The 19,792-nt window shown below is 43.2% G+C and carries 19 protein-coding genes; 7 read left to right on the top strand and 12 right to left on the bottom strand.

Annotated elements, in window-relative coordinates:
• Positions 1 to 57 precede the first annotated feature (57 nt).
• Complete coding sequence (locus M2132_RS05480; protein WP_280672105.1) at positions 58 to 1,443, bottom strand: DUF6056 family protein; 1,386 nt, start codon at positions 1,441 to 1,443, stop codon at positions 58 to 60.
• A gap of 294 nt (positions 1,444 to 1,737) precedes the next feature.
• Here M2132_RS05480 and M2132_RS05475 point away from each other — a divergent pair, with 294 nt between their 5' ends.
• Complete coding sequence (locus tag M2132_RS05475; protein WP_280672103.1) at positions 1,738 to 2,247, top strand: hypothetical protein; 510 nt, start codon at positions 1,738 to 1,740, stop codon at positions 2,245 to 2,247.
• 85 nt (positions 2,248 to 2,332) lie between these two features.
• On the opposite strand, the gene gcvP is transcribed toward M2132_RS05475, so the two are convergent.
• Genes gcvP through M2132_RS05455 form a run of 4 tightly spaced genes read right to left on the bottom strand, consistent with a single transcriptional unit; the run spans position 2,333 to position 7,320 of the window.
• The gene (gene gcvP / locus M2132_RS05470; RefSeq protein ID WP_280672101.1) at positions 2,333 to 5,179 is read right to left on the bottom strand and encodes an aminomethyl-transferring glycine dehydrogenase; all 2,847 of its coding nucleotides are present in this window, start codon (positions 5,177 to 5,179) and stop codon (positions 2,333 to 2,335) included.
• An 11-nt stretch (positions 5,180 to 5,190) separates the two neighbouring features.
• The gene (locus M2132_RS05465) at positions 5,191 to 5,826 is read right to left on the bottom strand and encodes an MBL fold metallo-hydrolase (protein ID WP_280672099.1); all 636 of its coding nucleotides are present in this window, start codon (positions 5,824 to 5,826) and stop codon (positions 5,191 to 5,193) included.
• Positions 5,827 to 5,857: 31 nt separating this feature from the next.
• Positions 5,858 to 6,478: a 16S rRNA (guanine(527)-N(7))-methyltransferase RsmG gene (gene rsmG, locus M2132_RS05460; RefSeq protein ID WP_280672097.1), complete on the bottom strand. Its 621-nt coding sequence runs from the start codon at positions 6,476 to 6,478 to the stop codon at positions 5,858 to 5,860.
• Positions 6,479 to 6,489: 11 nt separating this feature from the next.
• On the bottom strand, positions 6,490 to 7,320 hold the full coding sequence (locus M2132_RS05455; protein ID WP_280672095.1) for a DUF3298 domain-containing protein: 831 nt from the start codon (positions 7,318 to 7,320) through the stop codon (positions 6,490 to 6,492).
• 205 nt (positions 7,321 to 7,525) lie between these two features.
• On the opposite strand from M2132_RS05455, the gene M2132_RS05450 reads away from it, so the two are divergent.
• The 4 genes from M2132_RS05450 to M2132_RS05435 all read left to right on the top strand — a co-directional run bounded on the left by M2132_RS05450 (position 7,526) and on the right by M2132_RS05435 (position 11,683).
• Entirely contained in the window at positions 7,526 to 7,984 is a 459-nt protein-coding gene (locus tag M2132_RS05450; RefSeq protein ID WP_280672093.1) for a hypothetical protein, read from the top strand.
• A gap of 145 nt (positions 7,985 to 8,129) precedes the next feature.
• Complete coding sequence (locus M2132_RS05445) at positions 8,130 to 10,364, top strand: TonB-dependent receptor (protein ID WP_280672091.1); 2,235 nt, start codon at positions 8,130 to 8,132, stop codon at positions 10,362 to 10,364.
• A 38-nt stretch (positions 10,365 to 10,402) separates the two neighbouring features.
• Positions 10,403 to 10,768, top strand: a complete 366-nt coding sequence (locus M2132_RS05440; protein ID WP_280672089.1) for a heavy-metal-associated domain-containing protein — start codon at positions 10,403 to 10,405, stop codon at positions 10,766 to 10,768.
• Positions 10,769 to 11,041: 273 nt separating this feature from the next.
• The gene (locus M2132_RS05435; protein ID WP_280672087.1) at positions 11,042 to 11,683 is read left to right on the top strand and encodes a hypothetical protein; all 642 of its coding nucleotides are present in this window, start codon (positions 11,042 to 11,044) and stop codon (positions 11,681 to 11,683) included.
• A gap of 32 nt (positions 11,684 to 11,715) precedes the next feature.
• Here M2132_RS05435 and M2132_RS05430 read toward each other — a convergent pair whose 3' ends face one another.
• A complete protein-coding gene (locus tag M2132_RS05430; protein ID WP_407932414.1) occupies positions 11,716 to 12,564 on the bottom strand; it encodes a bifunctional methionine sulfoxide reductase B/A protein in 849 nt (282 codons plus the stop codon).
• A gap of 252 nt (positions 12,565 to 12,816) precedes the next feature.
• On the opposite strand from M2132_RS05430, the gene M2132_RS05425 reads away from it, so the two are divergent.
• On the top strand, positions 12,817 to 14,838 hold the full coding sequence (locus M2132_RS05425; protein WP_280672085.1) for an AAA family ATPase: 2,022 nt from the start codon (positions 12,817 to 12,819) through the stop codon (positions 14,836 to 14,838).
• Positions 14,831 to 15,154 (top strand): nitrous oxide-stimulated promoter family protein, encoded by a 324-nt coding sequence (locus M2132_RS05420; RefSeq protein ID WP_280672083.1) that lies wholly within the window; start codon positions 14,831 to 14,833, stop codon positions 15,152 to 15,154. Before M2132_RS05425 ends, M2132_RS05420 begins: the two co-directional genes overlap by 8 nt.
• Here M2132_RS05420 and M2132_RS05415 read toward each other — a convergent pair.
• The 6 genes from M2132_RS05415 to M2132_RS05390 all read right to left on the bottom strand — a co-directional run bounded on the left by M2132_RS05415 (position 15,148) and on the right by M2132_RS05390 (position 19,686).
• Positions 15,148 to 15,657: a DUF4625 domain-containing protein gene (locus tag M2132_RS05415; RefSeq protein WP_280672081.1), complete on the bottom strand. Its 510-nt coding sequence runs from the start codon at positions 15,655 to 15,657 to the stop codon at positions 15,148 to 15,150. The two genes, M2132_RS05420 and M2132_RS05415, sit on opposite strands and share 7 nt — an antisense overlap.
• A gap of 8 nt (positions 15,658 to 15,665) precedes the next feature.
• On the bottom strand, positions 15,666 to 15,956 hold the full coding sequence (locus M2132_RS05410) for a putative quinol monooxygenase (RefSeq protein WP_280672079.1): 291 nt from the start codon (positions 15,954 to 15,956) through the stop codon (positions 15,666 to 15,668).
• 64 nt (positions 15,957 to 16,020) lie between these two features.
• The gene (locus tag M2132_RS05405; RefSeq protein WP_280672078.1) at positions 16,021 to 17,115 is read right to left on the bottom strand and encodes an RnfABCDGE type electron transport complex subunit D; all 1,095 of its coding nucleotides are present in this window, start codon (positions 17,113 to 17,115) and stop codon (positions 16,021 to 16,023) included.
• Positions 17,115 to 18,386 (bottom strand): electron transport complex subunit RsxC, encoded by a 1,272-nt coding sequence (gene rsxC / locus M2132_RS05400; RefSeq protein WP_280672077.1) that lies wholly within the window; start codon positions 18,384 to 18,386, stop codon positions 17,115 to 17,117. The genes M2132_RS05405 and rsxC overlap by 1 nt, the downstream gene beginning before the upstream one ends.
• A gap of 5 nt (positions 18,387 to 18,391) precedes the next feature.
• The gene (locus tag M2132_RS05395; RefSeq protein ID WP_280672076.1) at positions 18,392 to 19,315 is read right to left on the bottom strand and encodes an FAD:protein FMN transferase; all 924 of its coding nucleotides are present in this window, start codon (positions 19,313 to 19,315) and stop codon (positions 18,392 to 18,394) included.
• A complete protein-coding gene (locus M2132_RS05390; protein WP_280672075.1) occupies positions 19,312 to 19,686 on the bottom strand; it encodes a hypothetical protein in 375 nt (124 codons plus the stop codon). Before M2132_RS05390 ends, M2132_RS05395 begins: the two co-directional genes overlap by 4 nt.
• Positions 19,687 to 19,792 lie beyond the last annotated feature (106 nt).

Raw genomic sequence — 19,792 nt, 5'->3', positions numbered from 1 at the left:
CAAGTATTTTACAGTATATATAGGTTTTTTCTTTTTCTTGACATTAACCGTAGATGTTTAGTCTACAATAACAACCGTCTCCACTTCGTGGTAGCGGCTATATGTTTTGTACATCCAATCGTTGGGGTCGGTCGTAAAGTCATACATCTTGGGTATAACCAAGTCTTCACGTTTTTTGAACACCCCGCCATGAAGCACTATGTTTTTGTGCCCTTCCGATTTTTGCTTGTTCAGTTCCGCCTCACGTTTGTTGTAAATATCTTTTATCCTTACCAATTCGGCTCGCCCTTGGGGGTAAGTGAATGCAAAATACAATAAGAGGCCTATTATTGAAAGCCCGTTTATCGTTTTTATATAAGCTTTTCCGAAATCGAGGTTTGCATACAGAAACATGATGGCGGCAATAAACAAACTGATTATGCCAAACCATGCGCGCGGAGCAAACACCGGCGAAGCAACCGTAGCCAAACACGCCACAAAAGCCCCGAAAGCAAACAACAAAGATACAGATAATATCTGTTTTTTGTTCTCCTTACCTGTCGTGAACCAAAACAACAGGCTAAAGGCTATATAAATAGCCAGCGGAACGAGCATATACGATGCGAAATCGCCCATGAGTTCTGTAAACCTTTTCAGATAAAGGTCTATGGTATATCTTTCGGGCAGCCCTTGGTGGCGAAGCTCCGTCATATAGCGCAGACGGTTTCCGGGAGCAATAATCATCAGGGCGGCGCCTATGCAAGCTCCTATGTATCCCGCCAAAAACCAAACGGCTATACGCCTATGCCTTCCGCGTATAACAAAAAGACAAACCGTGAGCATAGCCAGCATTGCAACGGCCATGTTTTCGTTTGTCCATCCCGCTACTATCCCGAAAATAAAGAATAGAACGATACTTAACTTCTTATCCGGCAAGTTGAATGTAAAATTTCCACCATCCGTTTTGCTTCTGAAATAAGATATATAGGGATACAGAAAGGCAAGGATAATAAGAGTGCCCCACAAATAATTGACCGCACCCGTAAACCAAAGCACAGATTCGCCAAAGTCGGGCAGCAATAACCATAACAACAAAGCCACTACCGGAAGAAGGAGGGGGTTAGCCCTGTTTCCTTTGTTGGTAAGCCTGTAAATAACAAAAACGAAGGCAACGAACACCAAACTACTTACCACATCGCACACACCCTCGCCACACCAGAGCAAAAGTTGTACTATAACGTGCAGAACTGCCCTCCCGCCCCATTCCATATAATGGGCGTATTGCGACCGGAATATCTCCGTCATGCTATCAATCCTATCCGAGGTCAGGAAAACAAACGAGTATTCCCAATCATCATCAAACAGGGGGTAAAGCCTGTTCAGGTCGTAGATAAAAATAAAGAGAAGAATAGCTATCAGAAAGCTCAACGATTTCTTCAGCATCAATATTTTAGGTTCGTTCATTTTATTGAATCAGGATTTTTCAGGTTCCAACACAAAGATACGATTATCTTCCTTAAAAATTACAAAACAGCCTCCCTCTTATATTTAATCAGACAACAAGGGATTCCCTGTTTTTACAGGGAGAATAAAAAAACAATGTATTTTTAAGAAAAATAATGATTATTGGTATAATATTTGTATCGCTCCAAACGTATATATAAATGTACACAAAGATATTTTTCCGGGGAAAATCGAGACTCACATCCTACTACTATTAGCGATAAACAAAGGTATTCATCAAAAAGATTACACGTAATGAAACAAGTTTTGTATATACTTACATTCTTCACGCTTTTGGCAGGCGCTTTGGCTTCCTGTACAAAAGATGATGACAACAGAATCGCTTTCCGCGAACCATTCTTACGGTTCGGGGCAACAGTGGCGGATGTCAGTGCTGCCGAGTATCGGAACTTAGCCCGTCAAGACTCCGTGATGCTCATTTACGAATCGGCAACCGATAGCGAAAAAAGCGTGGCCTATGCCTTCCGCAACGATTCGTTGGCAGCATCGGTAACGTATCTGGAGGGCGATCCGCAAACCGCAAAAAAGCTGATAACCTTTTTAGATAAAAAATACACATCGCTGACTACCGATAAGAAAACAAGATTCTACACCAATCCAACTAACCATACACTGATAGTAGTGGATTGCCATGAAGAATACATAACCATTCTTTATACGCCTTTCGGCACAGACAACCACGGCAACGAAGCAGGGCATAGCATCAAAACACTATACGACTCGCGGCTTGCCTTGTTCAGGTAATAAAACACCGCGCTTAATATAAAATCCCCGACCTCAAATAATGAAGCCGGGGATTTCTTTTTTTATTATCTATCGATCTTGGTTATTATCCCATATCGCAAAGACAGCTTATCAGGTTACGGTCGCCCAAGGCATTGTCGATGCGTGCCACGTTTACCCAGAACTTATTATCATTCAGATAAGGCAAAGCAAAGGCAGCCTTAGAGCGTGGGTACGCGTGCTTCCACTCATCGCCGCAAACCTCATATTGAGGGTGAGGAGCATTTACAAGCACATTATCCTCTTTAGTATAAGTGCCCTTTTCCACCTCTTTTATTTCCTCCCATATCTGGTTCATTACATCAACAAAGCGATCTAATTCGGCCAAGCTTTCGCTTTCGGTTGGTTCTATCATCAATGTTCCATGAACAGGGAAAGACAATGTAGGCGCATGGTAGCCGTAGTCCATCAAACGTTTTGCTATGTCGGTTTCGGTTATACCAGACATATCTTTAACGTTGCGGCATTCGAGGATAAGTTCGTGTCCTACCCTGCCTTGTGTGCCACGGTACACTATTCCGTATGAATCTTTCATACATTCGGCCAGATAGTTGGCATTAAGGATAGCTACTTTCGTTGACATAGCCAAGCCTTCTTCGCCCAACATACGTACATACCCGTAAGTAATGGGCAGGATACCCGCACTTCCGTATGGCGACGATGCCACTGTGTTAACGCAGCTTCCGTCCATCATGGGGTGATGAGGCAAGAAAGGAACAAGGTGAGCAGCCACTCCGATAGGACCTTCGCCCGGACCACCACCACCGTGAGGTATAGCAAATGTTTTGTGCAGATTCAGGTGACAAACATCGGCGCCTATCGTTCCCGGATTGGTTATACCAACCTGAGCGTTCATATTAGCACCGTCCATATATACCTGTCCGCCATGCTCATGGATAACTTCGCACATCTTTCTGATTTCCTGCTCAAATATTCCGTGAGTAGATGGATATGTTATCATGAATGCCGCCAAATCGTCCTTGTGTTGTTCGGCTTTTGCAATAAGGTCTTCTACGCTTACGTTTCCTTGGTCGTCGCAAGCAACGGTTACGGTTTGGTAACCAGCCTGAATTGCCGATGCAGGGTTTGTTCCGTGAGCCGATGCAGGGATAATCACGATATTGCGGTGACCTTGCCCTATGCTGTTTTGGTATTCACGAATCACTCTCAAACCAGCATATTCGCCTGCCGCACCAGAGTTAGGTTGGAAGCTTACAGCCGCAAATCCTGTAATCACGCTCAGGTATCTGCCCAAACGGTCTATCAACTCCAGATAACCCTCTGTTTGATTCTTAGGCGCATATGGGTGAATATTTTGCAGACCGGCAAAAGAAAGAGGCATCATTTCGGATGCTGCGTTCAGTTTCATTGTACACGAACCCAACGAAATCATGGATTGTGCCAACGAAATATCCCTTCTGTCAAGAAGTTTAATGTAGCGCATCATCTCTGTCTCAGTGTGGTATTTGTGGAATACCTCGTGAGTCAAGTAAACGTCTGTGCGCAAGAATTTTGAATCAATTATGTTTTTGTCTTCCAGCTCTACTTCGGCAAACGATTGTTTTGCAGCCAAAGCAAAAACCGACAAGAGGTTATTCAAACGAGGCTGATTTGTTGTTTCATCAACGCTGATACCTACTTCGCCTGTTTCGAAATAACGCAGATTCACTTCTTTATCTTCCGCTACCTTACGCAAAGCCTCTTGCGTAATTCCGGCAGGAAGTCTGAATTTGAGCGTATCGAAGTACTGACCATTCATTTGCTCAAAACCAAAGCCCTTGAGCGTATCGGCAACCTGTACGGCTGCGCTATGAATGTTTTTAGCTATGTTTTTCAAGCCATCAGGTCCGTGATATACCGCATAGAAGCCCGACATTGTGGCAAGTAACGCCTGTGCCGTACAAATGTTTGATGTGGCTTTTTCGCGTTTGATGTGTTGCTCGCGGGTTTGAAGAGCCATACGATAGGCCGACTTTCCGTAAGCATCTTTCGATACACCGATGATACGCCCCGGAACGTTGCGTTTGTAATCGTCCTTCGTTGCGAAGTATCCTGCCGATGGTCCGCCAAAGTACATAGGTATACCAAAACGCTGGCTGCTACCAAAAACAACGTCGGCTCCCCATTGTCCGGGAGGAACAAGAAGCGTAAGCGACATAAGGTCGGCCGCAACACCAATTTTGCAATTGGCGGCTTGCGCTTTCTTAGCAAACGCAGTATAGTCTTCTATATTACCATCCGAATTAGGATACTGAACAATAACTCCAAAGAAAGAAGAGTCAAGCTCTACGGTTTTATAGTCGCCAATCACCATCTCGATGCCCTGAGGCACAGTACGGGTGTTAAGAACGGCTATCGTTTGCGGGAAAACTTTTTCGTCTACAAACAGTTTGTTTGCTCCGTTTTTCACCTGATCGCGGCTACGCAAAGCGAAAAACATTGCTGCGGCTTCGGCTGCTGCTGTCGACTCGTCGAGCAACGAACAGTTTGCCAAAGGCAGCCCCGTAAGGTCGCTGATAACCGTCTGGAAATTCATAAGAGCCTCTAAGCGGCCTTGCGAAATTTCGGCCTGATAAGGAGTATATGAAGTGTACCAAACAGGGTTTTCGAATACATTACGTATTATAACAGCCGGAGCAACGGTGTCGTACCAACCCATTCCTATATAGGATGCAAAAACTTTATTTCGGGAAGCCAAATCGGCTATATCCTGAGCGTATTCGTACTCGCTCAAAGGCTTGGGAAGATCTAACTTTTTCTCCAAACGGATGTTTTGAGGTATGGTCTGATCGATAAGTTGATCTAATGAAGAAAGCCCAAGTTTTTTCAGCATTATTTGCTGCTCTTCTTGGTTAACACCGATGTGTCGGTCTTGAAATCTCTCTGCAGTCATAAATATTGGTTTTATAAATATGGATTATTTTCCGCTTCAAAGCCAATGGTTGTTGCCGGGCCATGACCCGGATAAACCGTTGTTTGGGGCGGTAAGGTTAATAGTTTCTTTTTTATGCCTGTCACCAATTGCTGATGATTACCTCCGGCCAAGTCTGTACGGCCAATGCTTTCTCTGAAAAGCACGTCGCCTGTAAATAAAGAGTCTGATTCTTTATGATAAAACACGACATGACCCGGCGAATGACCCGGAACATGCAGCACATGCAATTTCTGCTTGCCAAATTCAACCACATCGCCATCGTTCAGCTCTTTTCCTATAACAGGAGCAGCGGCAACAGGCGGAAAGCCAAACATCTTCATCTGGGCGGGCATGCCTTCGAGCAAAAACTTATCGGCGGCATTTGCTTCGAGCACCACACCAAAATGGCTACAAACAAAGCTTGCGCCCAATACATGGTCAAAATGCAAGTGCGTATTTATCAGATGCTTCACCGTAAGCCCATTATCAGTTATAAAGTTCTGCAACACTTTGTTTTCAGAGTCGTTACAGCATCCCGCATCAATTATAACACACTCCTTAGTATCGTCGTAAAGAAGATATGTGTTTTCTGCAATCGGGTTAAATTCAAATATATTGATTTTCATACACTTTTATTTCCTTTTCACCTTCTTTTCCTTAAATAGGCAGGTAAATTACTTTTTTTGTTTCAAAAAATTCTTCTTCAAAAAAATCTTTCAAGTTGTTCACTTCTGCGTATTTTCTGAATGGCTGTATTTCGGCCTCCAGCTCCCCACCCTTCAGGCAGAGAATACCGTTGGGCAGAGAATTATTTTGTTTTTTCGATACATTTTTCCGTACTATCTTCTCCAAATCGCCAAGAGGCATAACCGCCCGGCTTACCACGAAATCGAACAGTCCTTTTTCTTCCTGTCCGCGGCAGTGTTTCAATTGCACGTTTTTCAGGCCTATGGCTTCTGCTACCTCAGCGGCAACCTTTATTTTTTTACCGATGCTATCTATCAACATAAATTCGGAATCGGGAAACATTATGGCCAATGGTATCCCCGGAAAACCGCCACCCGTACCCAAATCAAGAATTTTTGATCCCTCGCGGAAGCGATGCACCTTGGCTATACCCAACGAGTGCAACACATGGTGAATGTATAGGTTTTCTATATCCTTACGCGAAATGACGTTTATCTTCGCGTTCAAGTCGAAATATAGGTCGTAAAGTGCCGCAAATTGTTTTCTCTGCACTTCTGTAATATCCGGAAAATATTTAAGAATTATATCCATCGGGCAGTATCCTATTCCATCAGTTTGTTTATCGGAGAGTTTTCCTGCACCAAATGCCTGATATCGCTATACGACAGATGTATTTTCATCTCGCCCAATTTTGGCGAAGAACATTCCCCTGTGTTAAACAAATAGGTTATCCCCTGGCTGTCTACCCAGAAGTTGTTGTTAGGCATTATTTCCTCCAATCCAAAATATCCAAGATCAAGCAACTCGTTTATGTCCTTGACCTTCTTTTCGGACAGGATTTTGCTTACAAAAATGTCGTGTAACTCCTGCTCTGAGTCTTGCACAAAAATGTCCGACTCATTGATGCGTTTGCCGGTCTCCAGATTCAATACACAATTTTTATATTCCGTAGCGGCAATATTCTCTCCTTTTGCATTATAACGCTCCACCTGAAAACAAAGGACAGAGTTTTTGTTGTACAGAATATGCCCCAACAAAGTTTGCGATATGTGCAGATAAGGATCGCGTTCCTCCCATTCGGTTGCTTGCCCCTTATAAGACTCGATATCCGCCTTATAGGCAGCAATAAAGTCATTTACGTATTTGGGCACAGCTTCTTTTGGCGGAACGCTAAGGTATTTATCATCTTCAAAATACATACCTACAATTTCTTTCTGTATATCCGCCAGTAAGTTTTTTTGCTTCATATCCGTCGGGTAAACCAGTTCTATCTTCAACTGGCACGAAGCCAAAGAATCTGAACCAACAACCGCCGTTTCGGCAACCCTTATAGTATCGAACGTAATATCATTGCTTTTGTCGGCCTGTTTTTTCTCGCACGAAGAAAAACAAACAAAAAACAAGACAACCGCAAGCAGATTAAATTTCTTCATACTTCTATGGTTTTTTCAAGCACAAATATATGACAATTTAAAGTAGCTAAAAACTGTTTTCCCACAGATTTTTAAACATGTCTGTCATAGCGCCCTTCTTTTAAGGATTAGTTTACAATCTTATATTTTTTTGACTATTTTTCTTCCAAAAAATTTCATCATTTAAGTTCTTCGCTGTACTTTTGTGAGTTGTACTCGTGTACTTATGAAGCACTTTGTAAATAAAATAGCGGTTTTTCTTCTTGCTTTCCTCATCTTTTTTGTGGGGACAGGGGTTACCGTTATTGACCTGTGTTGCCAAAATTGCATTGAGCATACATTGAGTCTTAGCGATGTTTCGTGCTGCTCTCAAACACAGCACTCGCACTCTGATGCAACAGCTGCCGGACACAACCATGACTCGTATCAACACGAGGACATCTGCTCTTCGCCCCACGAAGGGGAATGCTGTGTGCCCGAAAGAATATCGTTCGACATAGACCACTTTTTTTCAAAGCCGCAAATTGTAGCTCCTTTTGTTTGGATAGCCAACAATTTGTTCGAGAACGTTACTCCTGTTTTGAACGAAGCTCCTACCGACAATGTACCCATCTTAAGGGATAAAATACCTATCATTGTTCATCCGCGAGTCTATTTGTCTATGATTCGCATTCTTATTATTTGATTTTTGTAATTAGTATAGTCTTAGTCCATTGAGTCTTTCATCTCTTTTTTTCTGAAAAATGAAGACTCGAAGGGCAGGGTGTTTCTTGTATTCACCTTTATAAAAACAGATACTCAAATTAATTACATAAATTGAATAAAAAAAGATGAAATATAAATTATTATTTATTTTACTGCTTATACCTTTTTTCTCTTTTGCTGCGCCAATCTATAAGGGATACGTAGTTGACTCGAAAAAAACTCCGCTCGAAGGAGCCCTTGTTTTCTGGGAAGGAGGCACTAATGGTGTAACAACCAACGAAAAAGGTTATTTTGAAATAACAGCAACCCCAAAAGACCACATGTTGCAAGTGTCGTATCTGGGATACGAAACCGTTGTTCTTCACGCACCACACGACACCAAAGAAGATCTGCAAATAGTGCTGAAAGAAAACACCCAACTGGAAGAGGTTGTTATTAACAAAACAATAGCCGGGCGAATAAAATCGAGGATAGACCCGCTAAACACAGAAAAGCTATCTACCCGCGAGCTAAGCCGGGCGGCTTGTTGTAGCCTTGCCGAGAGTTTCGATACCAACCCCTCGGTCGATGTGTCGTACAACGATGCCGTTACGGGGGCACGGCAAATTCAATTGCTTGGTATATCGGGCAACTATGTGCAGATGCTAACCGAAAATTATCCTAACTTCAGGGGAGCATCCAAACTCTATGGGCTCGATTACATTCCCGGCCCGTGGATGGAAAGCATCCAGATATCGAAAGGGGCTGCATCGGTAAAGAACGGTTACGAATCATTGTCGGGGCAGGTTAATGTTGAATACAAAAAGCCGAAAGAAGCCGATCCCCTCAGCCTGAATGTATTTATGAGCGAAGCCAGCCGCTACGAAGCAAATGCCGATGGAGCAATAGAGCTGAACGACAAACTGTCGACAGGACTGCTGATGCACTACTCGAACGAAAAGAAATCGCACGACAACAACGACGACTCTTTTCTTGATATGCCAAAAAAACACCAATTCAATGTCATGAACAGATGGCATTATCAGAACGATAACTTCATTTCGCAAACAGGCGTAAAGTTCATAAACGACGAACGCACCAGTGGACAAACAGCCCATACGATGCGCAAGCTCGATAACCCGCCCTATACCGACCCTTACGAAATATCGGTAATAACAAACCGTTTGGAGTTTTTCACTAAAAACGGATTGACGCTCAATCACGACAAAAACGAAAGCATTGCCTTGATTGTTTCGGGATCGTATCACGACCAGAAATCGAATTACGCAACCGATAAATATAACGTTTATCAGAATAATGTGTACGGCTCTTTGATGTACGAAAAAGACTTCAGCCCGATGCACAAACTCAGCACAGGGGTAAGCTTCAATTGGGATAAGTATAACGAAGTTATCAGCATACCACGTCTGAATCATGGTTCGGCTTATGGTCTGCCTGATAAGGAGTCGGTTACAGGTGCTTACGCTCAATACACATTCAGTTTAAACAACAAGCTGATAGTTTTGGCCGGACTGCGTGGCGATTACAGTTCGCTCTACGACTTTTTCATCACTCCACGTCTGCACATAAAATACGACCTTTTCCACGGAGCGCACATGCGTCTGTCGGCCGGAAGGGGTTACCGCACACCTTTTATCCTTGCCGAAAACAGTTACATCCTTGCCAACAACCGCAAAATAAATACTCCTAACACCGTAGAACAAGAAAAAGCATGGAATTACGGAGTTAGTTTCAACTTCCATATCCCTATTGCCCACGAGAACTTGTCGCTCGCCGCAGAATGGTTCTACACCGATTTCGATAACCAAATGGTTATGGACATGGATACCGACCCTCACGCCGTTTCGTTCTACAACAGCAAACGCAAATCGTATGCAAGCTGCTACCAGATAGAAGCCAGCTATCCGTTGTTTAAGGGATTCACGCTTTTGGCCGCATACCGCTGGAACGACACTTATACCGACTATAACGGGGTTCGCCTCAGAAAACCACTTACCAGCCGGTACAAAGCCCTTGCCACGGCGTCGTACGAAACCAATATGCGCAAATGGCAATTCGACCTCACCGCACAGTTCAACGGGGGCGGACGCATGCCAACCCCTGCCATAGACGCTGCTACGGGCAATCCGTTGTGGAAATCCAGTTTCAAATCGTATACCATAATGAATGCTCAGGTAACCAAATTTTTCCGTAACTGGAGCGTGTATATTGGTGGCGAAAACCTACTCAACTTCAAACAGAAGAACCCTATCATATCGGCCAACAATCCTTATAGCGGCAACTTCGATGCCACAATGGTATGGGGGCCTACACAAGGTACAAAATTCTATATCGGGGCTACTTTCAGCATCGGGAAATAATTAACAAATTAAATAACATCAAAAAAAATAACGAAACCATGAAAACAAAAATCATTGCATTCCTTACCCTTGTATTTTGCCTAAGCATAAACCTGAACGGATTTGCTCAAGAGCAAAAAAAGGCGGAAAAGAAAAAAGAAAAAGAAGAAGTTCTCTTCAACGTTCCTATGCACTGCGAAAGCTGTAAAAGAAAAATAGAAAGGAATATGCCTTACGAAAAAGGCGTTACAGACATGAAGGTCGATTTGGCAAGCAACACTGTTTGGATAGAATACAAAAACAGCAAAACCAGTGTGGACAAACTACAAAAAGCTTTGGAGAAATTAGGATACGAAGCCTCCTTGGATACAGAAGAAACAGAAGGAACTGAACATCACGATCACCACGAACATCACAAACACTAAGAAAAAGACGATACAAGGTATTAGCTACAAGAGAGAGAGCAGGTTCTGAATAGAACCTGCTCTTTTTTTTGCACCATCCCATTGAACTTAAACCTTATTGACAGTGTTTATAAAAAGATGAGACGATTCGACAGAATAAATATCAAACATTGTTATTAATTGAAACAGACTTCTTTTCTTAAAAAGACAACAAGACTATATACTTTTCGGAAGGTTTTGTTTCCACAGCGAAGCAAAACCTTTTTTATTCAATAAAATCACTATATTTGAAATATGAAAAACTACAAAACATTACTAACACAAAAAGGCGAAACTTGGCAAGAAGCTTTGACCAGATACGAACGATTTTTGAAAGCCGATATGCTCCAATATTTCACGGTGAAAGATTATTCGTATACTTTTTCCGAAAACGAAGCTTATCTTCTTCATCAGGATGGGAAAGTTTTGACACGGTTTATCAGAAATTTTAGCGAAGAGCATAATATCAACGTGCCAGACAATCTGACCGATTTAATGTGCAATTACGGAACCTTTACCGTAGGCGACAGCCTGTTGGAGATATTCAATCAGGCCGACGATACGTTTATGACATTGTCCGAAATACTGCAAAGCTATAATTACGATAGCTTGCTGGCCGAGATAGGCCCCGGAATGTTGAAGTCGCTAAACGGATTCTATTTCTTTTTTGGAATAAGTTTCCCACAGACCGACCAGACCAGTTTTTTGTATTTCTCGAAAGCAGGAAATTTTGGAATAATGCACCTTTCGGAAAATAACCATGAGGAGGCTTTGCGTAAAACCCTGCCTTCTATGTTCAACGGAAGTATAGACAAATTTACGCTCGATTCGCTTATTTCCAACCAGATAGATCGAATAATAATTAATGCCCTCATGGTGAGGGGATATATAGATTAGCCCCACCAACCCTTGCTATAGACAACGGTTAATCAGAATATTTTTTTGTAGCTATGGCAGTATGGGCGACCGCCTTTTTTGTCGTAATATTGTTGATGGTAGCCTTCTGCCTTCCAAAATTCGGAAGCGGGTTTCAACATAGTAGCCACTTTATAGCCTTTGCCTTCAAGCATGGCTATATATTTCTGGCAAATGGCTTTTTCCGAGTCATCCTGATAAAAAACGCACGATAAGTATTGAGGGCCTATATCGGGGCCTTGTCCGTTTGTTTGAGTAAAATCGTGTGTTTCAAAAAACAGTTTCACTAAGTCTTCGTACGAAATTTGCCGGGGGTCGTATTCTACTTCGGTTGTTTCCAGATGACCCGTATTCTTTGCCGAAACCTGTTCGTAAGTGGGTTGGTCTACATGCCCGCCCATAAATCCTACCGCTGTATGCTTCACGCCCTTTGCCTTCGTAAAATAAAACTCGGTTCCCCAAAAGCATCCGGAAGCAAAATAGGCTTTCTTCAATTTTTTTTCTGTTTCGGGAACAAACTTCATCGAAATCGAATTCACGCAATGCCGCGTATCTTTGGGTGTGAATCCTTCGCCTGTGAACACATGTCCCAGATGTGCACCACAGTTTGCACAAACAATCTCCGTACGGCGGCCATCGGCATCGGGAACGCGCTTCACGGCGCCCGGTATTTCATCGTCGAACGAAGGCCAACCACATCGCGAATCGAACTTATCGTCCGACTCGTACAGCGGTGCATCGCATCTTTTGCAATGATACGTGCCTTTTTCTTTATTATCCAAATACTCGCCCGTAAAAGGCTTTTCGGTTGCCTTATGTACTATTACGGCTTCTTCTTCGGGGGTAAGTTTGTTATACTGCATATTCTCTTGCTTTATATTGTTTTGTGAACGGGTACACGAAACAAATATAGAAAAAAGCATCGTCATAAATATTATTATTCCGTTATATCTCATAGTTGTTCCGTCCGGGGCATTTGTATATAAGAACATTCTTATCGTATTTTTTGTTTTACCGTCTGTTTTATATTAATTGTTCATAACATAGTTTGCATCTGTTTCTATATTACATCCAATTAGCATATTTTTGTAGGAAATCGCAAAACAAATATCCGCTTGACCTCAACACCACTCGATACCGCAAACCGGGAGTTTCAGAATGCCCTGAAACTGATAAACCATACCCGCCAGTCGGTATTCCTGACAGGGAAAGCCGGAACGGGCAAATCTACTTTTTTGAAATATTTGTGCCAAACCACCCGTAAAAAGTACGTTGTGCTGGCTCCTACCGGTATTGCGGCTATCAATGCCAACGGATCGACCCTGCATTCGTTTTTCAAGATGCCCTTCCGCCCGATGATGCCCGACGACCCCGACCTCAGTTTGGTTGGAGGGCGCATTTTCGATTTTTTTAAATATAAGAAAGACCATCGCAAGCTTATCCAGCAGGTCGAAATGATTATCATAGACGAGGTGTCGATGGTGCGTGCCGATATGGTAGACTGCATAGACCGCATTCTACGTGTATATTCGGGCAATATGCGCATGCCTTTCGGCGGAAAACAAGTAGTGTTTGTAGGTGATATCTTTCAGCTCGAGCCGGTTGTAACCAGCGATTCGAGGGACATCATCAAGCGGTTCTACCCAAATCCGTTTTTCTTTTCGGCAAACGTTTTCAGAGAAGTGGCTTTGCTTCCTATCGAATTCACGAAGATCTATCGCCAAACAGACAAAGAGTTTATAGCCGTTTTAGACCGCATACGCAACAATACTGCCGACAGTACCGACCTACGTAAACTCAATACCCGTTACCAACCAACATTCAACCCTCCCACAGAGGAAATGTATATCACCCTTGCCACCCGTCGCGACAATGTAGATGCCATCAACGAGCAAAAGATGAACGAACTGACATTGTCGCCCTTGGTAAGCAAGGGGGTGATTGACGGCGACTTCCCCGAAAGCAGCCTGCCCACAGCCAAAGAGCTTGTGCTGAAAGAAGGCGCACAGGTTATGTTCATCCGTAACGACCTGCAATGGCCTCGCCGCTGGGTGAACGGTTCGCTGGGTATAATCTCCTCGATAGACGATATGGAGAATGTTTATGTCCGGATGGAAGACGGCAAGGAAGTGATGGTAGACCTCGAAACATGGCGTAACTACCGCTATAAATTCAACGAAAAAGAAAACCGTATAGAAGAAGAAATCATCGGTACTTTCACCCAGCTACCGCTGAAAGCGGCATGGGCTATAACCATACACAAAAGTCAAGGATTAACCTTCAGTAGGGTTATTGTTGATTTTACGGGCGGTACATTCAGTGGAGGACAGGCTTATGTTGCATTGAGCCGCTGTACCTCGCTCGAAGGAATCGTACTGCGCAAACCGGTGGCACGGGGAGATGTTTTTGTACGGAACGAGATTATGGAATTCAGCCGCCAGTTCAATAATCAGCAGCTTATAAACAAAGCCCTGAAAGAATCGGATGCCGAAACTCTCTATTCGGAAGCTGTTTTTCAGTACGATGTTGGTAACTTTGGTGAGTTTGTCGATACATTTTTTAAGGCTATCCATGCCCGATACGAGATAGAGAAACCGCTGCACAGGCGTTTTATCCGAAAAAAACTGACCATTATTAATACCCTGAAGCAGCAGAACAAGGAGCTGAAAGAGCGCATACACCAACAGAACTTGTCTATGAAACGGTATGCCGAAGAATATTACCTACTTGGCAATGAGTGCATAACCTCCTACAAAGACCATCGCGCAGCACTTGCCAACTTCAACAAGGCGCTCGACCTTGACCCCACTTACGTGGACGCATGGGTGCGAAAGGGTGTAACCCTATACGACCAAAAAGATTATTACGAAGCCGACGTATGCTTCAACACCGCCGTAAAGCTCAGTCCCGCACTCTTTAAAGCATGGTACAACCGGGGGAAGAACCGACTGGCACTGAAAGAATACGACCTTGCCGTGACCGACCTCGACAAAGCCGCCGCCCTGAAACCCAATCATGCCTCATGCCACGAATATCTGGCCGAAGCATATACCCATGTCGGTAATGCAGAGTTGGCCGAAGAACATCTTCTGATAGCCAAAACACTGAGAGGCGAAATCCAAGACAGCAATGAATAGTAGCGAGAAAAAAATTGTTTCGTTGATGATATCGGTCTATTGCTCTGCCAAACACTCTTCACCCAAAGGCAGGCTGTGCCATTCGTGTTCCGAATTGGAGGCCTACGCGCACCAACGGCTGCAAAAATGTATTTATGGAGAAGATAAGCCCACCTGCAAGCAATGCCCTGTTCATTGTTACAAACCGTCTATGAAGGTACAGATGCAAGAAGTGATGCGTTTTTCAGGCCCAAGAATGATACTCGTTCACCCCATTGCAGCCATTAAACACCTGCTGAAAGAACTAAGACCAAAGAAAGTAAAGAGGAGTCACTGAGCAGCCAGCGATACAGCATCTTTGGCATACACTAAAGTGACGGGGCAGACTAGCGAATCTCTGTTTCCGGCCATATCCATACACATAACTTTCATGTTGTACTTACCCGGAACAACGGGAAGATATGTATTCATTTGGGTTGTGTCCTGCTGTGTTTCTGGTATATTCAGAAGTTGAACCACCGAAACCTCGCGTTGGCTGGTTATAACCTTGTTCCCTGTTTTTTTGAAATCCAGCCAAAGGCTATCCGGCCTGTCTTCTGTTTCATCCACAGCATTGATATAAATCATGTACGACGACAAGCCTTCGTTGTCCGAAAAAGTGGCTCTAAACTCATTATTCCCACCTATATAAAGCGTTTGGCCTTCCGTTGGAATTACTTCCGATATTCGGGGCGGTTCATTGTCGTTAACCACACTTTCGCAGGCAAGCAAAACGAAGCAAACGGATATAACAATTCCTAAAAACCGCCACGGCGCACCCATGAGAAAATAATTCGGCATCTTACTTATCAGTAAATGGGGGTTATGGTTTCTATATCCAAGCTTTCAATACGTCCTTTTATGGCATCTACAAAAGCTTTGAAGTGTGCGCTCTGGTTGTGCGTTTCGATAGCCTCGGCCGACTTCCAAACTTCAAGTATAACAAACCGCAAAGGATTTTCGACACTCACATTCAGGTCGTACGATATGTTGCCTTCCTCTTGCCTTGTTTTGTCTACAACCTCGTGCAATACTTTTATCATATCTTCTTTATATTCCGCTTTCACGGTTATTGTAGCAACTATTTTCAAAACACTCATAATACAAGTTTATTTTATCGTTAAAAATTCTGTTGTAAAATTACGAATAAATTATCTGAATCGTTTACGACCATTTAGGCGAATATCCTTTTTTCACAAAATAAAGGATTGCCCCCACAATATAAGCAAACAGCAAATATTTAATGCAATCGTGATTGTGCAAAAATATGATTATATACGTGAGGCCTACAATACTGCCTGTAATCATTACAAAGCGCCCAAGAATACGGAACCAATCGTGTTTTTTACCCCATACCCGAGGCTGAAAGGTAAGAGTTATAGGGCGGTTGAAAACATTGAGCAAAAGAATGGAATACGACATATACTCGTACCTCACTCCATTCAGTATACAAATCATTGCCACAACGGCAATCATTGCTCCATAATACAACTTACCACCTTTTGTGGATGCGCTTGAGGGCATATCGGTTGCCATAAAAATTGTTCCCAACAGCAAACCTCCCATCGAAAACCGGGGATTGCTACCTTCAAAAATCCATAGCATAACAAAGAACACCACAAGCAAGGCAAAGGGTATATGCCACGATATACGGCGTTTGACGAGTAAATACACTCCTCCCAATACTATAAAAAAGATTGAGTATTCGCCAATAGCACCCGATGCCTTAAAAAACAAGCTGTTCAGATACTCAACAATACCGTTATTGCCAAATGCACCGAATATGTTTAAGTCAGAATAATTCAGATGTTCTTTATTAAACCATATAGCTCCCGAAGTCATCGCCGCAGGAAAAAAAACAGTCATAAACTCGCGCCCCACCAGAGCAGGATTCAAGAAGTTTCGCCCTAAACCGCCAAAAACCAGTTTGCCGAATATTACAGCCATCGCCCCCCCAAAGGCCACTACATACAACGGAGTGAACGGAGCAAGGGTCATAGCCAGCAGCACACCTGTAACGATAGCCGAGCCATCGCTTACGGAATCTTTTCTCCCTAAAAAGAAACTCGAAAACAAAAACTCGGTAGCAACAGTACTCCCCACCGCAACCAATACCACCAGCAAGGGTATAAAACCAAATGCCAGATACGACATTGCCAAACAAGGAAGCAAAGCAATTACGACATCCATCATCACCTTACGCACATTATCGCGTGCATTAACAAATGGAGGGAATTGTATATTTTGTTCGTTTTTCATCACTTAAACTTATTTAGTTCGGCCTTTCCGTTTTTTATACTTTCCATCAAAGGCACGTTGCACGGACATATATATTGGCACGCCGCGCATTCAATACATTCGTTAAGGTTATACGTCTTCATCGAAGCATACATTTCTTTTCTGAAATACTCGGCAAATTTGAACGGCATCAATCGCATGGGGCATATATCCACACAATAGCCGCACGATATGCAGTTGGTGTACTGAACAACTTTCGCCTGGAAAGAAAGCACAGCGGAACTTCCTTTCTGGATAGGAACGGAAAAGTTTGTCACCTGTTTTCCCATCATAGGGCCACCCAAAACTATTTGTTTCTGAACATCTAAACCTAAAACCTCAACGATATGCGACACCGGTGTTCCAATCTTCACCATATAATTACCCGCCCCTTGCAAGTTGTCGCCCGAAACCGTGATAACCCTCTCCACCAAAGGCTTGTGACGTGCCACAGCATTAAATACGGCTATAACCGTACCAACATTGCTCACAATTACCCCTTTATCGGCAGGCAGTCCGCCCCGTTTCACTTCTATACCCGTCAGCGACTTTATGAGTTGTAACTCACCGCCTTGCGGGTATTGGTCGGGCAGTATTTTTATTTTAAACGCTTTGTTTTCAGGCTTATTTATCAGTTCATGCAGCTTGCCCACCAGGTCTTTATTCTGATGTTCGATGGCGATAATTATTTCCTCGGCTTTCAGTATCTTATTTATCAATAAAGCGCCTATAATCAGGCGACTTGGGAATTGGTCTATCAACGAATAATCGGACGTGAGATAAGGCTCGCACTCCGTTCCGTTTAAGATGAAAGTCTTAATTTTTTTATCCTTAACGTCGTACTTCACATGTGTAGGGAAGCCTGCACCACCCTCGCCCACAACTCCGGCTTCTTCAATGATTTCCAGAATATCTTTGCCCGATAATTTTTCTAAATCACTGTCGGGATGCTCAAGTTCGGTATATTTAAAATCGTTTTCGATTTCAATGGCTGGCACTATCTGTCCATCGGCTAATGGGCATTCCCGTATCCCTATAACAACACCCGACACAGGCGAATGTACGTTTGCCGAAACAGGGCCGTTTGCCCGGCCTATCAGTTGATAACGCTTCACCGCATCGCCTGCACTGACAACAGGCTCGGCGGCGTTACCTATATGTTGTAGCAAAGGCACACGAAAAACGGCAGGATCTTTCAGATCCGTTATTTTCTGTTTCTTGGTTTTGCTCTTTGCCGAAAAAATGTTCATCATAACGATTAACCGATTATATATTTTTTGAAACCTTCGGTATAAAAAACCGTATCGCTGCCATCTATCATAAAACCCTCTATATTAAACTGAGGCGATAAGCATTCCATTTTATTTAAAAACTCTTTGCCCGACAGATTAAACAGGGCCGTAGAAACAGCATCGCCCGTAAAACAATCGTCCGAAACGATACCCACCTGTTTGTTCTCCGAGGGGTAACCGCTCTTCGGGCTTATTATATGTCCGTATCGTCTGCCGTCTATCTCCACAAAGGTTTTAGATTGGGCAGAAGTAGAAAAACACTGGCCAGACAGTTTCAGCCTGAACATTTCATTCTCTTTTTCGGGGTGTTTCACCAAAACCTGCCAAAAGGGGTGTCCCTCGTCGGTCAGGGTTTTAATGGTACTCCCTCCGGCGTTGATTATTGCGTCTTGTACACCTATCTGCCGCATACGGTCTACCATGCGGTCTACCGCGTATGCTTTGATGAACGAACCCGTTATCAACTCTTGTCCCTTGTCTATTTTCACCTGGTTTTCCTTTATTTCTATTCGTTTATAGTTGACCAGTTTTTTAGTTTCTTCTATTTCTTCGATAGTTGGTATGGTTCTGCCCTCATCCTTATAAAATCCCCACAAGCGGATAAGGGGCATAATGGTAATGTCATATTCTCCGTTAAAAATATCGGAGATTTCCTTTACTTGCTTTAAGATACCAACGGTTTCGTTATCCGCATCGGCAAACGCACCGGCTTCCCTATTAATTTTGCTGATAAATGAGCCGGGCGAATAAGAATTGTACAACCTGTCTGCCTCCTCCAGAACGGCAAATAGCTCGTCAAAAAGTTCATCGCCATAAAAAGCCGAAAATTTGAGTTTTATATGGGCATGAAACAAAAACCGGGTTTGCGTTTTATACAGACGATGGCTCATTCAGTTCCTGTTGCTTCTTCCGTTTTTTCGGGTTCTATCTTTATCTCCTCTTTCTTTTTCACCTCTTCGGGTGCGGCTTCGGGCTTTACTTCTTTTTTCACAGAAGCCTCTTTCTTTTCCTTTCCTGTTGCCTCAGGGTGGTGCAAATCTTCGGTCGATTGTGACTGTTCCTGCGCTTCGGCCGGAACTTTCTCGGCCACCTCCGGCTTAGGTAATGAATCGTGAGGGGGAACTGGTTCGGGTGTTGTATCCGTTCCGGCATCTTTGTTCTCTTTATTGTCGCCAAACATTGTGTTTATTGCCGCACGATTGCCAAAAACAACCAAAACAATGCCAAAAAGAAACAGAACTATTTTTTTGAAGGTTGTCATGATATTCTTCTATGGTTTACTCATTAATTTTACTGTCTGCAAAACAATTTAAATGTACTTAATTATGTTTATATCTTCAAAAAATTAACTCCTATTCTAATTTATT

The sequence above is a fragment of the Dysgonomonas sp. PH5-45 genome, from assembly GCF_029893235.1.
Taxonomy (GTDB): domain Bacteria; phylum Bacteroidota; class Bacteroidia; order Bacteroidales; family Dysgonomonadaceae; genus UBA1309.
Note: the sequence above shows the minus strand (reverse complement) of the source record. Positions and strands in the feature narration are given on the sequence as shown.

What these genes read in the sequence shown, in the direction of transcription:
- M2132_RS05410 (WP_280672079.1), bottom strand. Translation starts at nt 15,956, where the DNA reads ATGAGTGTTTTGAAAATAGTTGCTACAATAACCGTGAAAGCGGAATAT.
- M2132_RS05450 (WP_280672093.1), top strand. Translation starts at nt 7,526, where the DNA reads ATGAAGCACTTTGTAAATAAAATAGCGGTTTTTCTTCTTGCTTTCCTC.
- M2132_RS05440 (WP_280672089.1), top strand. Translation starts at nt 10,403, where the DNA reads ATGAAAACAAAAATCATTGCATTCCTTACCCTTGTATTTTGCCTAAGC.
- M2132_RS05395 (WP_280672076.1), bottom strand. Translation starts at nt 19,315, where the DNA reads ATGAGCCATCGTCTGTATAAAACGCAAACCCGGTTTTTGTTTCATGCC.
- M2132_RS05420 (WP_280672083.1), top strand. Translation starts at nt 14,831, where the DNA reads ATGAATAGTAGCGAGAAAAAAATTGTTTCGTTGATGATATCGGTCTAT.
- M2132_RS05435 (WP_280672087.1), top strand. Translation starts at nt 11,042, where the DNA reads ATGAAAAACTACAAAACATTACTAACACAAAAAGGCGAAACTTGGCAA.
- gcvP (WP_280672101.1), bottom strand. Translation starts at nt 5,179, where the DNA reads ATGACTGCAGAGAGATTTCAAGACCGACACATCGGTGTTAACCAAGAA.
- rsxC (WP_280672077.1), bottom strand. Translation starts at nt 18,386, where the DNA reads ATGATGAACATTTTTTCGGCAAAGAGCAAAACCAAGAAACAGAAAATA.
- M2132_RS05480 (WP_280672105.1), bottom strand. Translation starts at nt 1,443, where the DNA reads ATGAACGAACCTAAAATATTGATGCTGAAGAAATCGTTGAGCTTTCTG.
- M2132_RS05430 (WP_407932414.1), bottom strand. Translation starts at nt 12,564, where the DNA reads ATGCAGTATAACAAACTTACCCCCGAAGAAGAAGCCGTAATAGTACAT.
- M2132_RS05475 (WP_280672103.1), top strand. Translation starts at nt 1,738, where the DNA reads ATGAAACAAGTTTTGTATATACTTACATTCTTCACGCTTTTGGCAGGC.
- M2132_RS05405 (WP_280672078.1), bottom strand. Translation starts at nt 17,115, where the DNA reads ATGAAAAACGAACAAAATATACAATTCCCTCCATTTGTTAATGCACGC.
- M2132_RS05415 (WP_280672081.1), bottom strand. Translation starts at nt 15,657, where the DNA reads ATGCCGAATTATTTTCTCATGGGTGCGCCGTGGCGGTTTTTAGGAATT.
- M2132_RS05445 (WP_280672091.1), top strand. Translation starts at nt 8,130, where the DNA reads ATGAAATATAAATTATTATTTATTTTACTGCTTATACCTTTTTTCTCT.
- M2132_RS05465 (WP_280672099.1), bottom strand. Translation starts at nt 5,826, where the DNA reads ATGAAAATCAATATATTTGAATTTAACCCGATTGCAGAAAACACATAT.
- rsmG (WP_280672097.1), bottom strand. Translation starts at nt 6,478, where the DNA reads ATGGATATAATTCTTAAATATTTTCCGGATATTACAGAAGTGCAGAGA.
- M2132_RS05455 (WP_280672095.1), bottom strand. Translation starts at nt 7,320, where the DNA reads ATGAAGAAATTTAATCTGCTTGCGGTTGTCTTGTTTTTTGTTTGTTTT.
- M2132_RS05390 (WP_280672075.1), bottom strand. Translation starts at nt 19,686, where the DNA reads ATGACAACCTTCAAAAAAATAGTTCTGTTTCTTTTTGGCATTGTTTTG.